Raw genomic sequence first — 14,341 nt, forward strand, 5'->3', positions numbered from 1 at the left:
AGATGGGGCGCGCGTTGCCGTCAATGTCTCGCCCGGTCAGCTGGGGCAGGGCACCATTGCGAGCTCTATCCTCTCCATCCTGGTCCAGACCGGGCTGACACCGGACCGGCTCGAAGTCGAGATCACCGAGACGGCCTTGCTTAACGAGGAAGCCAATGGCGTGGGCGATCTGCGGCAGTTGCGCGCGATGGGCGTGCGAGTGGCGCTGGACGATTTCGGCACTGGCTATTCTTCGCTGGCCCATCTGCGGGCCTTTCCTTTCGACAAGATCAAGATCGACGGTTCCTTCGTTCGCGATGCACTGAATCGCCCCGATTGCGCGGCCGTGGTGGGTGCCGTGGCCGATCTCGGCCGCCGTCTGGGTGTTACGACCGTGGCGGAAGGCGTGGAGACGGAAGAGCATCTCAAGCTGGTGACGCGCGAAGGCTGCGTGGAAGTGCAGGGGCACTATTTCGGCACGGCGGAACCGGCCAAGCGCGACTGGAAAGAGGTTTCCGCACTGGCTGCCAACGCGGCCTGACATCGCCCCTTGCGCGGGGCGCAATTCTTCCTGCATTTCAGGCATCTTCCATTGACGGGCGGTTGCATCATCGCCCAATCTCCCGGGAAAAGATCCAGGGAGCCACGATGCCTTCGAAAATCGCCATTGCCGCCAGCCTGGCCCTATGCACAGGGCTTGTCTCGAGCTGCGCCCCCACGGGCGAAGCCAATTCCACCCTTGCCTATGCGCAGGATCGCGCCCGTTGCGAGGCCGCTTCGGCGCTGGGTTCGCTGGGTGCGACAGCCAAGGCGAGCTGGGTGGAGGCCGATGGCGGCCTGCCTGCCTTCTGCGAAGTGACTGCCGTGCTTTCGCCCGAGCGGGGCTCCGAGATCGGCGTGGTCTATCGCCTGCCGGTGGGGTGGAACGGCAAGATGCTGGGCCTGGGCGGCGGTGGCTGGGCGGGCAACATCACGCTCGATGCCGCAAAGCCGGGGCTGACGGCAGGCTATGCCACGGCGCAGACCGATGGCGGCCATGCCAGCACGACGCCGTTCGAGAACCCCTGGGTGGTCGATCCGGTAAAGGCCAAGGATTTCTCTTGGCGGGCGATCCATGAAATGACTGTGGCGGGCAAGGCGCTGGTCGCGGCCTATTATGGCAAGGGGCTGGACCGGTCCTATTTCCATGGCTGCTCCACCGGTGGGCGGATGGCGCTGATGGAAGCACAGCGTTTCCCGAACGATTACGATGCCATCATCTCTCAGGCGCCTGTCTACACCTTGCAGGTCCAGACCAGCGCGGTGCTGCGCAACAATCTGTTTGCCCAGCCCGGCGCGGCGCTTGGCGCGGAAGGCGCGAAGCTGGTGAGCGATGCGGTGCTCAAGTCCTGCGACGCGAAGGACGGGGTGGCCGATGGCGTGATCGCCGATCCGCGCGCCTGCCATTGGAACCCGCAGGAACTGCTGTGCAAGCCCGGCGCCACGGGGGGCTGCCTTACCCAGCCGCAGGTCAATGCGCTGCAGGTCGCCTATGACGGCGTGCGTGCTGCAGATGGCACATTCGCACAGCTTCCCCTCAGCAAGGGCGGCGAGGCCGGATGGGCCGCGTTCGTGGCCATCAATGGAGACCGCAAGGAATTTTCCAATGGCGGCGGCACGGGCGGGCTGGTGCCGGTGCTGTGGCCAGGCAAGCAGGTGGACCTCAATTCGCTCACTCCCGCACAGGTGGTGGAAGGCCGGGCAAGCGCCTTTGCGAAGATGTATGAAGCGGGCGATCCCAATCTGGCGCCCTTCTTCGCGCGTGGGGGCAAGCTGCTGATGTGGCATGGCGAAAGCGATCCTGGGCCGAGCCCGGTGGGCACGATCGATTATGTCGAGGCAGTGAAGCGCACCGATCCGGCAGGCGCGGCAAATGGCTTGCAGATGTTCCTCGCGCCGGGCGTCGGCCATTGCGCCGGCGGGCCGGGTGCCGATCAGGTGGATGTGCTGGGTGCGCTCGACAGCTGGGTGAGCGGCGGCAAGGCGCCGGAAACGCTGGTGGCGAAGAAGGCCGATGGGGCGATGGTCCGCCCGCTCTGCGCATGGCCCAAGGTGGCGCATTATGCGGGCAGCGGGGATGTGAACGATCCGAAGAACTATCGCTGCGTCGCGCGCGACTGACGGAAGGAAGGCCTGAATGTCGGGGATGGTGAACGGCCGCTGGGTCACGTCGATGCCTGCGTCCGAGGAGATCGAGGGCGGCCGCTTCGTGCGGATGGACAGCCTGTTCCGCCACGCCATCTCCGCCGATCCCGATGCGGAATTTCCGGCGGAGGCCGGGCGCTATCATCTGTGGGTCGCCTGGGGATGCCCCTGGGCGGCGCGCGCGCTGGCGGTGCGGGCACTGAAGGGGCTGACCGATCTGATCCCGGCCTATTTTGCCCTGTCGGCCTTCGATGGCGAAGGCTGGACCTATGACGAAGGGCCGGAAGGCAAGGTGCCGGAAACCTATCCGCTGCACCGCGTCTACAGCCGCGCCGTGCCGGATTACACCGGCAAGGTGACGGTGCCGACCCTGTGGGATTCGAAGACCGGGCGGATCGTGAACAATGAAAGTTCCGAGATCATCCGCATGTTCAACTCGGCTTTCGACGGGATCACCGGCAACCGGCTCGACCTCTATCCCGAGGATCTGCGGCCCGAGATCGACCGCTGGAACGATTATATCTATCCCCGCGTGAACAATGGCGTCTACCGCTCGGGCTTCGCCACGTCGCAGGAAGCCTATGACGAGGCAGCGACCGAATTGTTCGCCGCGCTGGATGTGCTGGACGAACATCTCGCCGCCAACCGCTATCTGGCGGGCGACACGTGCACCGAGGCGGACTGGCGGCTGTTCGCCACGCTGGTGCGGTTCGACATCGGTTATTACGGCGCCTTCAAATGCAATCTGCGCCGGATCGAGGACTATCCGCAGCTCTCCAATTATCTGCGGGAGCTGTATCAGTGGCCCGGCATTGCCGAGACGGTGTGGCTCGATCGGATCAAGGCCGATTATTACGGCCTCGCCAATGTGAACCCCAGCCGGATCATTCCCATCGGGCCGAAAGTGGACTTGACCCGGCCGCATGACCGGGGGCGGCTTGCGGGCAGGGGGATCAGGGAGAAGGGGTGAGGGGTGGGTTAGCCCAACCTCCTGACCTCCGAGCCCTCCAATCTCCGTTTGTCCTGAGCTTGTCGAAGGACACGCGGAACATTGGCCCCATTGCAATGGTTGAGAGCACCCAGTCCAAAAATCGGCGCGTGTCCTTCGACAAGCTCAGGATGAGCGGGTGTTGTGTGATTGGGCACTCCCCCTAATTCGTCATTCCCGCGCAGGCGGGGATCCAGTTCGACGGTTGCCGCTGGATCCCCGCCTGCGCGGGGATGACGAGTGTGGGTTGGGATCGCCCCCTTGTGCTTGCGCGCCCCTCAAGGCGCGATCAGCACCTTGCACTGGTTGGTGCGCTTCTTCAGGCTTTCGAACACGTCGGGCGTATCGCCCAGCGTGATCGTGTCGGTCACCAGCAGGCGCGGTTCCATGGCGCCCTGGTGCAGGGCGTCAAGCGCGGCTTCGTATTCCTGCCGGGTGAAGAAGGCGCTGGTGATGAGCCGTACCTGCTTGGACAGCATGGCGAAAGTGTTCAGCGTATCGGGCCGGGTGCACAGGCCCAGCAGCACGATTGTGCCATCGTTGCGCACCTGGCTGACGCCCTGCTGGATCAGGCCGGGAATGCCCACGCATTCGAACACCACATCCGCCTTGCCACCCAGTGCCCGTTCCGCCCCGCCGATGGGGTCTTCCGGATCGACCACGAATATATCCGCGCCCATGTCCAGCGCGCGATCCTGCTGGTGGGTGGCGATGTCCTGCACGGCCACTTTCGCCGCGCCGTAACGCTTGGCCCAGAAGGCGACGGCCAGCCCGATGGGGCCTGCGCCCAGCACCAGCACACGGTCGCCCGTCTGCATGCCGGACAGGTTCACCCCGTGCAGCGCCACGGCCAGCGGTTCCACAATGGCGCCATCCGCCAGCGACAGGTCGCCGGGCAGTTTCACGCATTGGTTGGGCCGGGTCACGGCATATTCGGCATAACCGCCGCCCTGCAGGCCGAAGTTCTCGCACCATTGCACGGTGCCCTTGCGGCAATGTTCGCACTGGCCGCAGCTCTTGAGCGGGATGACGGAGACGAGATCGCCCGTCTTCAGCCCCTGCGTTCCGGAACCCAGCGCCACCACTTCGCCCGCGAATTCATGGCCCAGCACGTCGCCATGCTGGCAGCCATAGGCGGCATCTTCCGTCATGTGCAGATCGCTGCCGCAAATGCCGCAGCGGCCAACCTTGACCACAACGTCGCCCGCGCCCGGCGTGGGATCGGCAATGGTTTCGAAGGCAAGCGGGGTATGAAGCCCCTGAAAAGTTACGGCTCTCATTTCTGCATCCTCATTCGCATCGCGAGCGGAGCGCGGCGATCCGGGGCAGTGCTGGGCTGCCCTGGATCGCCGCGGGCCTGCGGCTCTCGCGATGACGATTTTCCAATGTTACTCGGCCGAAATCTTCAGCACCGGCTTCACCACCTTGCCGCTTTCGCTGGCGTGGATCGCTTCGTTGATTTCGCTGAAGTCGAAATAGCCGATCAACTTGTCGAACGGGAAACGCCCGGCCAGATGGTGCTCGATCAGTTCGGGCAGGAAAGTGACCAGATCGCTGTCGCCGCCCAGAATGCCCATCACCCGGCGCCCGCCGCCCATGAAAGCGGATTCGTTGAAGGTCAGGTTGTCGGCTGGATCGCTGGCGCCCACGATGCCGCAGATGCCCATCGGTGCCAGCAGGTTCCAGGCCTGTTCGATCAGGCTGTTGATGCCGGTGGTATCGAACACATAGCCAAGGCCCTGCGGCACCAGTTCGCGGATCTTGCCGAAAGCGTCGTCGCGCCCGTTGAAGGCATGGGTTGCGCCCAGTTCCTTGGCCAGGGCCAGGCGTTCGTCATTCACGTCCACCGCGATGATCGGGTTCGCACCCGCGATCTTGGCGGCCATGATCGCGGCCATGCCCACGGTGCCCGCACCGAACACGGCAATCGGCATGCCTTCGCGTACCTTCATGGCGCGCAGCACGGCGCCCGCGCCGGTCATCAGCCCGCAGCCGATGGGGGCCAGCCGGTCCAGCGGAAGGGAGGCGGCGCTTTCCGGCACTTTCACTACATTGCGCTGATGCGCGATGGCATGAGTGGCAAAGCTGGACTGGCCGAAGAAGTTCGCATTCATCGGCTGCCCGTCCATGAACATGGTGGGCGTGCCGTCAGGGCGCACGCCCGACCAGTTTTCCGGGAAGAAATTATAGCAATAGGTGGGCGCCTGCACGTCGCAGCTGGGGCAATGGCCGCAGCTGTTGAAGCTCATCACCACACGGTCGCCGGGCTTCGCGACGGTAACGCCGCTGCCCACGTCTTCCACGATGCCCGCGCCTTCATGGCCCAGCACCACCGGCAGGGGGACCGGCAGTTGTTCGTCACGCACCGCCATGTCGGTGTGGCACACACCGCAGGCGACGATGCGGATGCGCAGCTCGTCAGGGCGAAGATCGTCAAGCGTGACGTCCTCGATCGTGAAGGGAACGGAATTGCCGCGGCAGATGGCCGCCTGTGCCTGGGTAGTCATGTTAGTCCTCTCATTCGCGCCGGGACCGCTCCACCCCTTCCCACCGCTCAATCGTTGAGCGGCTTGATCGGGCCCAGCTGCATGCCGCCATCGATCATTACATGGCTGCCCGTCATGTAGCTCCCGGCATCGGATGCAAGCAACAGCGCAAGCGGCTTGATCTGGTAAGTTTCCGCCATCCGGCCCAGCGGGCACAATTCGTCCCACGCCTTCTTGGCCGCGGGGTTCTTCTTCACCCAGCCATCGCCGATATTGGTGACGAAGGGGCCGGGCGCGATGGCGTTCACGCGGATGCCATAGGCCGCCAGTTCGAAGGCAGCATGGCGCATGAAGTGCTTCACGCCCGCCTTGGCCGCCATATAGGGCACGCCCACGATCGCCTCGTTCACTTCGGCCGCATTGGAACTGGTGATGACGATCGATCCGCCCCGGCGGCCCGAAAGCGCCTCGTTCTGCTTCATTACCCGCGCTGCTTCGCGCACGGTGTGGAACACGCCGTTGAGGTTGATTCCGATGGATTTGTACCACCGCTCCGGCTCGTAGACGTCGATCTGGCCATCGGGATTGCGCTTGCCTTCGGGCGTCCAGAAGCCGTTGCCAACATCCAGCCCGGCATTGGCGAAGGCGATGTCGCAGCCATTATAGGCGGCGGCGTGATCGTCGAATGCGGCGGCCACGTCTTCCAGCTTCGAAACGTCGCACTTCGCCGCGCGGGCTTCATAGCCTGCTTCGCGCAGGCGGGCGGCTTCGCGTTCGGCCGCTTCGCCGTCAATATCGGTCAGCGTCACGCGGGCGCCGGCTTCGGCCATGCATTCCGCATAGGCCAGGCCAATGCCGCTGGCAGCGCCGGTGACGAGGGCCGAGCGGCCGCGAATGTCGAACTGGTCGAGTGTCTTCATGGATTATGCCCTCTCCCTGTCGCCATCCCGCACGGGCCTGTGCCTGCGCGGGCCATTGCCTGCGCGGGATTGACGAAAGAGCTTACAGATACAGCTTCGGATTGATCTCGATGCCCTGCTCTTTGCAGTAGGTTTCATAGTGGTTCATCATCCACCACACATCGACCGTTTCGATGAAATTGGCCTGTTCGTCATAGAATTCGATCGGGCCTTCCATCCAGCCGAACAGCTTGCAGCCTTCGGGATGCTCGGTAACCAGCGTGTGGCTTTCGCCGGGCACTTCCAGGATCAGGCCGCCGGGCGTGGCCACCCAGTCATATTCCAGATAGCGGACCGAACCTTCCAGGCAGACCATGGTGATGGTGCCGCGATGGAAATGCGTGCCGACCACGCCCGGGCCCTTCACCCACAGGATGTTGGAGAACAGGTTGCGGCGCACGTCGAAGGACAGGTGCTTGATCGCGGCCGTCTCGCCGAAAGGCACCCAGGGGCTGTCCGCATCGGTCTGCGCATCGATGTAACGGCCGCCGGGGCTGTAGCGCTCCACATAGGAACGGTAGTTGAAGGGAACGTCCACGATTTCCTTCTTCGTGGAAGGCGGCGCTTTCATCTGGGTTGCCATGTCAGTTTTCCTCTCGATCTTTTGGGGGCTCAGCGGATCAGGCTGTCGAGGTAATCGGCTGGAATGCCGACCTTTTCGTAATGGGCGCGGGCATCGCGCATGTAATCGAACACGTCGTAATGGCCGATGGTGTTGCCATCCTCGTCCAGCCACATCAGCGGGCCGGAAACGACGAAGAACACGCGCATCGGATCGGGATGGTCATAGGCCACCAGAGTGTGGCTCTCGCCCGGCGTTTCGTAGATGAAATCGCCTGCCGTGGCAGTCCAGCTATGTTCCAGATAACCCCACTTGCCGCTGATCGTGTAGGCCCAGATCGGCTGGGGGTGATAGTGGCGGTTCACCAGGCCCGGCCCGCTGGAATAGAGCACATCGGCCCACATGTTGCGGGTGGGGCTGATCCATACGGGCTTTGAGCTGACCGTCTCGCTCATCGGCACCCAGTAACGCGGATCGCCCTCGGTGATTTTCGGCATGTAGGATTCGGGTGCCGCGCCCGGACGGAACGCCTCGGGGATCGGCTTGATATCTTTCCAGAATTCTGAGGTCGCGGCTTCTGCCATCTGTCCATCTCCCAAAATAGAAGGGGGCCACCATAGCGGCCCCCTCCAAATTCGTCGTGCGGCTTAGAAATCGAAGCCGACGCGGACGTACCATTCGCGGGGCCGGCTGTAGGTGCCGTAGATCACGCCGCCGGCGATCTGGGCCTGACCGGTGACGAGATAGCGTTCGTCGGTCAGGTTGGTGGCACCCACGGTGATGTCCCAATTGGCATCGTCCGGACGATAGGTCGCGCTGGCATTCACGATATCGGTGGCCGGGCGCATCAGCAGGATGGTCCCTTCCGTATCGTTGCGCATGCTGGTGGTGTGGGTCCAGTCGCCCAGCAGGACGAGCGAACCGTTGCCCACCGGCAGTTCCAGACGCGGCGAGATGTTGATCTTCCAGTCCGGTGCCTTGGGCAGGTCCGCACCTGCGAACACGCCCAGCTGGAACGGATTGGCGGCAACCTGTGCCGGGCCGGCCACGTCGGTGTAATAGGCATCGAGATAGCCGATCGACGCCGTGATCTGGAAATTGTCGGTCGGGGCGGCAACCGCCTCGACTTCAAAGCCCTTGATCCGTGCATCGCCCGCATTCTGCACGGTGGGCGAGACGCCTTCCTGGAAGTTGAGCTGGATGCCGTTATATTCGGTGCTGAAGGCCGCGGCGTTCAGCTGCAGGCGACGGTCGATCAGGGTGGACTTCACGCCCACTTCCCAGGTTTCCGCCTTTTCCTCGCCGAAGGTCGGCGCGGTGGGCAGCGGGTTGGAAAGGCGCGTGGTCCAGCCACCCGTCTTGTAGCCCTGGCTGAACGAACCGTAGAGCATCACGTCGTCGGTCGGGTAGACCTGCGCACCGGCCTTGAACGAGAAGTTCTCGAAGGTCTGGTCCTTCGGCGCCAGCGGATAGTAACGGAACGGCTCGTCGGGGATCGGGAAGCCGACCGCAGTGGCGCATTCCGGCGTCGGGATGCCCTGCGGGGTCAGGTCCATGCAGTTGAACAGCTTGTAATTGTGGCCGTTGATGTCCGACTGCGAGCCGACATAGCTCTTGTCCTCACGCGTCCAGCGGCCGCCAAGGGTAAAGCCGATCAGGTCGCTGACGCGCCAGTCGATCTGGCCGAACCCGGCATAGGCAGTGGTGTCCACCTTGCCCGGCCCGTCAACCTGCAGCAGGCCGCCCGCGAAAGTGACATAGTCGCGCAGATCGCCCTTTTCGTTGAAGACATAGCCGCCCAGAACGAAGTTCAGATTGCCGTCCATGGCCGAGCCGGTGAGTTGGAGTTCCTGGCTCCACTGTTCCTGATTGACCGAGAAGCTGGTCTGCAGGATCGGCAGGGGCGAGTTGTCGAGATCGACGCCCGCCGCGAAGTCCAGCTTGCGCCACGACGAGATCGACTTGAGCATGATATTGTCGCTCAGGTCGAGTTCGAGGTCGAGGCCAATGCCGCCCTGGTTCAGCTTCGAGAAGTTGTTGCCGGTGGCATAGCTCTCGTCGATGTCCTGGCTCACCCAGCGATCGTCGTAAGGTGCGACATCGTTGAGCGGATCGGCATCGACATTGCGGCTGGCAAGCGCGGGCAGCGTCAGATAGCCTTCCACGCTGGAACGCGGGCCGCAGACGTTCTGGGCATTGCGCGCGGCGATTTCATCGGGCGTGGCGCCGATACAGAAATTGTACAGGCCGGCGAACAGGAAGCCCGAATTGCCGGTAACAACGTCAAGCGCGGTGCCGGGGATGTTGTTTTCCGCAAGACCGGCGAACGGCCCGGAAATCGGCGTGACGGCCAGCACCGTATTGGCGGTGGAATCCTGATCCACCTTGGTGAAATCGCCCGACAGGGTGGCGCGGAAGTTGCTGCCGTTATCCCAGTGCAGCTTGCCACGCAGGCTCCAGGTATCGTCACCGCCCTGGCGCGAACCGCTCTGATAGCCGGAGGCCGGGAACAGTTCCCACGAATCGTAATCGCCCACTTCGCCGGGGTAATCGACGCGCTTCTGATAGCCCTGGCGGTTGAGCATGCTGAAGGCCAGCGAGGAGCTGAGGCCGTCGGTGATCGGCAGTTCCACCATGCCGCGCACCTGCATGCGCTCGAAGCTGCCCACGGTGACGTCGCCGGTCACGCGGAACTTGTCGCCCGGGTTCTTGGTCACGATGGAGATCGCGCCGCCTACCGAGTTGCGGCCGAACAGGGTGCCTTGCGGGCCCTTGAGCACTTCGATGCGCTCCACGTCCAGCAGATCCTGGTTCGCGCCGATGGAGCGGCCCAGATAGACGCCATCGAGATAGACGCCCACGGCCGGGTCGATATTGAAGGCGAAGTCGCTGGAACCGATGCCGCGGATCGTGGCGCCCAGCACGGCGCTGGAACCGGAGAACGGCGTCGATGCGTCAAGCGTGACGTTGGGGGTGATGCCGGACAGCGCGGCAACGCTGCCCACGGCGCGTTCCTGCAGAGAAGTGGCATCGAAGGCGCTGATCGCGATCGGCACGTCCTGCACGTCTTCGGCGCGCTTCTGCGCGGTGACGACGATTTCGCGGATGCCGCCCTGATCTTCGGTGCCCGCATCCTGCGCAAAGGCCGGGGTGGCCAGGGCCGTCGCAAGTACGGCCAGGGAAACCGGTGCAAATCTCATACTGAACTCCCAATCGATTAGTTGTTGTTGAGGCAGTTTGCCCACCCTCCAGACCCGTGGATTTACCACGCGCCAAATTGTGCCGCCTGCACTGGGGCGCAGATGACTGGGAGAGAGGCGCAAAGGCGCCAGCGTTGCCGATTTGCAACGCTGGCTATTGGGCCTGATATTGGCTGCGATATTGGGAGGTTTCTTGGAAAGGCCGGATTTCGGCGGAATTTCGATTTGCGGTGGCCGGTTCGGCTTGGCCCGCAAGGCCGCCATGTTTGCCCCTGTCCGGTTCATGCGGGGCAGATTGTGCGCTTCAATCCCACCCGGATGCAGGGAAGGGAATGCGCGAGGGGGAAATGGGGCGGGCCGCAGCCCGCCCCGGATGCCTCAAAGCCCGTCGAGGCCCTTGCTGACCAGCACGTTCACGGCAACGCGGCGGTTCTGCGCCTTGCCTTCGATCGTCTCGTTGGTGGCCAGCGGGTCTGCCGTGGCCATCCCGGTGGGGGTCAGCATGCGATAGGGCTTCCAGCCGCAGGCCTGCTGCAGATAATTCACCACGCTGCCGGCGCGCTTTTCGCTCAGCGCCTGATTGATTTCCATGGTGCCGGTGGAGTCCGTGTAGCCGACCACCAGCAGCAGGGCATTGTCCATCCCCTCCGCCGTGGCGGCCGTGGCGCACAATTCGTTCTTGGCCTGCGGCGAGAGCACGGCCTTGCCCGTGTCGAAGTTCACATTGGTGGTGTACTTCACATTATATTGGTCGATGTCGCCCATGCGGCCGCGCAGGGCCTCGGTCGCGGCGGTCTGCTCGGCAAAGCGCTGATCGGTGCCGTTGCGGATCATCGAGGCGAACTTCAGATCCTTGTTCTTCAGCGCGATCTTGCTGGCTACCAGCCCGCCGTCCCACTGCAGCGTCTCGATGCTGACGGGCAGGCCGTTCAGCAGCGAATCCGATGCCAGCTTGCTGCGGTTGAGGCCAAGGAAGCCGCCTGTGGACTTGATGGAAGTATTTTCGCTGATGGCCACGATGGCGCGGTTGCCGTCGGCAGTGGTCACCTGAATGCGATTGCCGTCGCGGGCGGAAATGATGCCTTCCAAGTCAGGCCCGGCTGTCATTTCAGACGGATCGGGCAGGCGATCTCCGATTACGTTGATCGACGTATCGGTAAAATAAGGGTCCTGTTGTTGCGCAAGCAGTCCCGACGCAGGAACTGCAAGTGCGGCCAGAAGGAACGAATACTTCGAACTATTGGAAAGGATGCTCATTTCGCTTCTCCTTTTCGTTACACCAACCGGCACCGCCTGTTTGCGGCTTTTCGTCGGGCTACGCCCCCCTGATGACGTTTCCGGCTGGCAGAACTTGCTTCACCCCACTTCATTAAAGGCGCCGCATTTGTGCTGCACTTTGAACGCCCGTCCTGCGTGTTGATTGCCGCCTTTCTGGCAGATGAACGCCTGCGGCAGGATGGTAGTCTGGGCGGGTAATGCGGGCGCGTCGTGCGGCGAGCCGATGCGGGCAGCGCTGAAGGGAGTGGTGCGAAACAGAGTGGAATCGGGGCGAATAACAGGCTCGCCCGCCGCCGTATCGAGGCCGCGTTTGCCGCTGCCGCATGGCAACGTTCATGCGCCCTTGCAAGCTGGGCACCCAGTGCCGTGATCGCCCCGGGCCGTCAGGCCCATGCGGTGCCTATGACTGGCCCAGGCGCCAGTTGCGCGGCGATGCGCCGAACTTCTGGCGGAAACAGCGCGTGAAGTAACCGGCATCGGTGAAGCCGTGATCGAAGGCGATCTCGGTCACGCTGGCGGTGGGATCGGCCATCAGCCGTTCCGCCGCGCGGGCAAGGCGCCGGTCCAGCACATAGCCCATCGGCGTGGTGCCGATACCGGCGAACAGGTTCTGGACGGAACGGACCGACAGGTCGAGTTCGTCCGCGATGCTGGTTGTGCGCAATTCGGGATTGGGCAGTTCGGTTTCGATATAGGCCTTGGCCCGGCCCAGCAGGGCCTGCCCGTGCGGCCCGCGGGGGCTTTCGCCCGCATTATGGCCGGCGCCGCGGATTGCCGCCGCGGCGAGATCGTAGAACACCGAGTTCATTCCCGGCTCCCACGAATCTTCCTGCAGCAGGCGTCCGCCCTGCCGCCACAGCGACAGCAGGAAGTCGTGGAAGATGCGCCCCGCCGCCGAAGCGCCGCGAACCCGCCCGGCCACGATATCGTCCAGCCCGGCCACCCGCTGCGCCAGCGGGGCCTTGGGGAATTCAATCACCAGCATTTCATGCGCGGAAAGATCGAAGGAATAGGGTTTGTGAGAGGAACCGATCGAGAAGTCCCCCGGTTCGAGCCGGGCATCGTAGCCTTGCTGCCGGAAGCGGCTGGTGCCCCGGCATTGCACGTGGACAATGAGATGTTCTTCGGTCCGGTCGATCCCGCGTCGACCCACAGCCGCCTGCTGCGACGTGGTGCGGATCATGTTCAGTTCGCCCATGCCCCAATGCCACATTTCGCCCGTGAACTGCCGGCCGTCGGCATTGACATAGGTACCGCTGAACACCTCGTCGGCGATCACGTTCCAGTAACGCAGTCGGTCACCCGGCGCGACGCCGGATGTGGTGAACTTCTGCAATAAGCCCATGACCGGTCTCTCTTTCTCCTCCCGTCCGGTGGAGCGCCCCTCCCGAAGGGCGCCTTATGCGTGGGCCGCCTTTCCGCCGCGCCGTGCCAGCACGGCCGGCGCGGTCTCTTTCAGGCCCATGGCGATGAACCCGCTGACCACTGCCAGCCCCATCATCAGCCACAGGAAACTGTCCTTGCCCGCAATGTCGTTCAGCGCGCCGGCAACCACCGGGCCGAACACGCCGCCCAGCACTTCACAGCTGCCCATGGCGAGGCCGAGAACGGTGGCATGATGGCGCTGGTCGAAGGTTTCGGAAGGGATGGTGGCCATGAAGATCGGGAAAATCCCGTTCACGGCCCAGCCCACGAAGAAGATCGCCGCCAGCATCGTGGCGCTGCCGGTGAAATACATCGCCGCCAGCGGGCCGACGACCGACAGGAAGGGCAGGATCACCATTACCGGCTTGCGCCCGATCATGTCGGACAGGCCGGAAATGACGATGGAATAGATCGCCGCGGCAATGCCCAGCGCGCCCATCACCCAGCTCATCGTGGTCGGGTCCATGCCCTTCACCTGCACCAGGTAATTCGGCATGAAGGCCCAGGTGATGACGAAATGCGCCACCAGCAGCACGCCCACCACGACGCAGATCCACATGTTGCGGACCTTCATTGCATCCATCAGGCCCAGCTTGTCGCCCGCATCTTCTTCCGAATGGGCGGGCGTCATGTCGGGTTCGCGCAGGGTCAGCCAGATGAGGCCGGCGGACAACAGGCCCGGCACGGCAGCCAGATAGAACGCCTCACGCCAGCTGAAGACAGTGGCGAAGGCCACCAGCACCACCGGCGCCAGGAAGCTGCCCAGCAGGTTGGAGCCGAGATTCTGCGCCACGCCCTGTGCCAGCCCGCGCCGCTTGGGATCCACTTCGGATGCCACCATCGCATGGCTGATCGGCATGACGCCGCCTTCGGCCGCGCCCATCAGCAGGCGGGCGGCGAAAAGGAACACGAAGCTGGTGGCGATGCCCGACAGGAACGAACAGAGCGAGAAAGCCACGGTGGAGGCGATCAGCAGCAGCTTGCGCTTGCCCAGGCTGTCGGACAGCTTGCCCACGAAGAACGCCGCGATTGCCCAGCTGAAGCTGAGGCCGCCCGCCAGCAGGCCGATCTGCGTATCGGAAAGCTGCAATTCGGGCTGCACGAAGGGCATCAGCGCGTTCAGCGCCTGCCGGTCGAAGAACACGATCCCGAAATTGAGGCTCAGCAGGAATACCAGCATGAACTGGTACACCGGCGAATTTTTCATCCAGTTCCCCTGCGCGGGGGCGGCGCTCGGCTGCATTCGACTTCTCCCATCCGCGATCTTTTCGCCGCGGATT

Annotated in this window: 13 protein-coding genes (1 of these 13 running past the window's edge); 3 read left to right on the forward strand and 10 right to left on the reverse strand. The window is 63.7% G+C overall.

Annotation, left to right across the window (positions count from 1 at the left end):
- The 3 genes from SZ64_RS16285 to SZ64_RS16295 all read left to right on the forward strand — a co-directional run.
- Nucleotides 1–520 carry the final stretch of an EAL domain-containing protein gene (locus SZ64_RS16285; RefSeq protein WP_199797080.1) on the forward strand. It extends 1,673 nt beyond the left edge of the window, so 520 of the gene's 2,193 nt are visible here — the last part of the coding sequence; its start codon lies beyond the left edge, outside the window; the stop codon is at nucleotides 518–520.
- Between the two features lie 107 nt (nucleotides 521–627).
- A complete protein-coding gene (locus tag SZ64_RS16290; protein ID WP_054531780.1) occupies nucleotides 628–2,139 on the forward strand; it encodes a tannase/feruloyl esterase family alpha/beta hydrolase in 1,512 nt (503 codons plus the stop codon).
- 16 nt (nucleotides 2,140–2,155) lie between these two features.
- Nucleotides 2,156–3,133, forward strand: coding sequence for a glutathione S-transferase C-terminal domain-containing protein (locus SZ64_RS16295; protein ID WP_054531781.1), 978 nt, complete (start codon nucleotides 2,156–2,158; stop codon nucleotides 3,131–3,133).
- Between the two features lie 296 nt (nucleotides 3,134–3,429).
- On the opposite strand, the gene SZ64_RS16300 is transcribed toward SZ64_RS16295, so the two are convergent.
- The 10 genes from SZ64_RS16300 to SZ64_RS16345 all read right to left on the reverse strand — a co-directional run bounded on the left by SZ64_RS16300 (nucleotide 3,430) and on the right by SZ64_RS16345 (nucleotide 14,268).
- Complete coding sequence (locus SZ64_RS16300; RefSeq protein ID WP_054531782.1) at nucleotides 3,430–4,431, reverse strand: Zn-dependent alcohol dehydrogenase; 1,002 nt, start codon at nucleotides 4,429–4,431, stop codon at nucleotides 3,430–3,432.
- A 108-nt stretch (nucleotides 4,432–4,539) separates the two neighbouring features.
- Nucleotides 4,540–5,658 (reverse strand): NAD(P)-dependent alcohol dehydrogenase, encoded by a 1,119-nt coding sequence (locus SZ64_RS16305; RefSeq protein WP_054531783.1) that lies wholly within the window; start codon nucleotides 5,656–5,658, stop codon nucleotides 4,540–4,542.
- Nucleotides 5,659–5,705: 47 nt separating this feature from the next.
- Complete coding sequence (locus SZ64_RS16310; protein ID WP_054531784.1) at nucleotides 5,706–6,557, reverse strand: SDR family NAD(P)-dependent oxidoreductase; 852 nt, start codon at nucleotides 6,555–6,557, stop codon at nucleotides 5,706–5,708.
- 82 nt (nucleotides 6,558–6,639) lie between these two features.
- Complete coding sequence (locus SZ64_RS16315; protein ID WP_054531785.1) at nucleotides 6,640–7,179, reverse strand: 2,4'-dihydroxyacetophenone dioxygenase family protein; 540 nt, start codon at nucleotides 7,177–7,179, stop codon at nucleotides 6,640–6,642.
- Nucleotides 7,180–7,208: 29 nt separating this feature from the next.
- Nucleotides 7,209–7,742, reverse strand: a complete 534-nt coding sequence (locus tag SZ64_RS16320) for a 2,4'-dihydroxyacetophenone dioxygenase family protein (RefSeq protein WP_054531786.1) — start codon at nucleotides 7,740–7,742, stop codon at nucleotides 7,209–7,211.
- A 63-nt stretch (nucleotides 7,743–7,805) separates the two neighbouring features.
- Complete coding sequence (locus SZ64_RS16325; RefSeq protein WP_054531787.1) at nucleotides 7,806–10,358, reverse strand: TonB-dependent receptor; 2,553 nt, start codon at nucleotides 10,356–10,358, stop codon at nucleotides 7,806–7,808.
- A 378-nt stretch (nucleotides 10,359–10,736) separates the two neighbouring features.
- A complete protein-coding gene (locus tag SZ64_RS16330) occupies nucleotides 10,737–11,615 on the reverse strand; it encodes an OmpA family protein (protein WP_054531788.1) in 879 nt (292 codons plus the stop codon).
- A 99-nt stretch (nucleotides 11,616–11,714) separates the two neighbouring features.
- A complete protein-coding gene (locus SZ64_RS16335) occupies nucleotides 11,715–11,966 on the reverse strand; it encodes a hypothetical protein (protein ID WP_054531789.1) in 252 nt (83 codons plus the stop codon).
- A 70-nt stretch (nucleotides 11,967–12,036) separates the two neighbouring features.
- Complete coding sequence (locus SZ64_RS16340; RefSeq protein ID WP_054531790.1) at nucleotides 12,037–12,981, reverse strand: helix-turn-helix domain-containing protein; 945 nt, start codon at nucleotides 12,979–12,981, stop codon at nucleotides 12,037–12,039.
- Nucleotides 12,982–13,035: 54 nt separating this feature from the next.
- A complete protein-coding gene (locus SZ64_RS16345) occupies nucleotides 13,036–14,268 on the reverse strand; it encodes an MFS transporter (RefSeq protein WP_054531791.1) in 1,233 nt (410 codons plus the stop codon).
- Nucleotides 14,269–14,341 lie beyond the last annotated feature (73 nt).

The organism is Erythrobacter sp. SG61-1L, from assembly GCF_001305965.1.
Taxonomy (GTDB): Bacteria; Pseudomonadota; Alphaproteobacteria; order Sphingomonadales; family Sphingomonadaceae; genus Andeanibacterium.

Bases quoted from the DNA above. Each gene is read 5' to 3' on its own strand.
- SZ64_RS16290 (WP_054531780.1), top strand. From the start codon at position 628: ATGCCTTCGAAAATCGCCATTGCCGCCAGCCTGGCCCTATGCACAGGG.
- SZ64_RS16295 (WP_054531781.1), top strand. From the start codon at position 2,156: ATGTCGGGGATGGTGAACGGCCGCTGGGTCACGTCGATGCCTGCGTCC.
- SZ64_RS16300 (WP_054531782.1), bottom strand. From the start codon at position 4,431: ATGAGAGCCGTAACTTTTCAGGGGCTTCATACCCCGCTTGCCTTCGAA.
- SZ64_RS16305 (WP_054531783.1), bottom strand. From the start codon at position 5,658: ATGACTACCCAGGCACAGGCGGCCATCTGCCGCGGCAATTCCGTTCCC.
- SZ64_RS16310 (WP_054531784.1), bottom strand. From the start codon at position 6,557: ATGAAGACACTCGACCAGTTCGACATTCGCGGCCGCTCGGCCCTCGTC.
- SZ64_RS16315 (WP_054531785.1), bottom strand. From the start codon at position 7,179: ATGGCAACCCAGATGAAAGCGCCGCCTTCCACGAAGAAGGAAATCGTG.
- SZ64_RS16320 (WP_054531786.1), bottom strand. From the start codon at position 7,742: ATGGCAGAAGCCGCGACCTCAGAATTCTGGAAAGATATCAAGCCGATC.
- SZ64_RS16325 (WP_054531787.1), bottom strand. From the start codon at position 10,358: ATGAGATTTGCACCGGTTTCCCTGGCCGTACTTGCGACGGCCCTGGCC.
- SZ64_RS16330 (WP_054531788.1), bottom strand. From the start codon at position 11,615: ATGAGCATCCTTTCCAATAGTTCGAAGTATTCGTTCCTTCTGGCCGCA.
- SZ64_RS16340 (WP_054531790.1), bottom strand. From the start codon at position 12,981: ATGGGCTTATTGCAGAAGTTCACCACATCCGGCGTCGCGCCGGGTGAC.
- SZ64_RS16345 (WP_054531791.1), bottom strand. From the start codon at position 14,268: ATGAAAAATTCGCCGGTGTACCAGTTCATGCTGGTATTCCTGCTGAGC.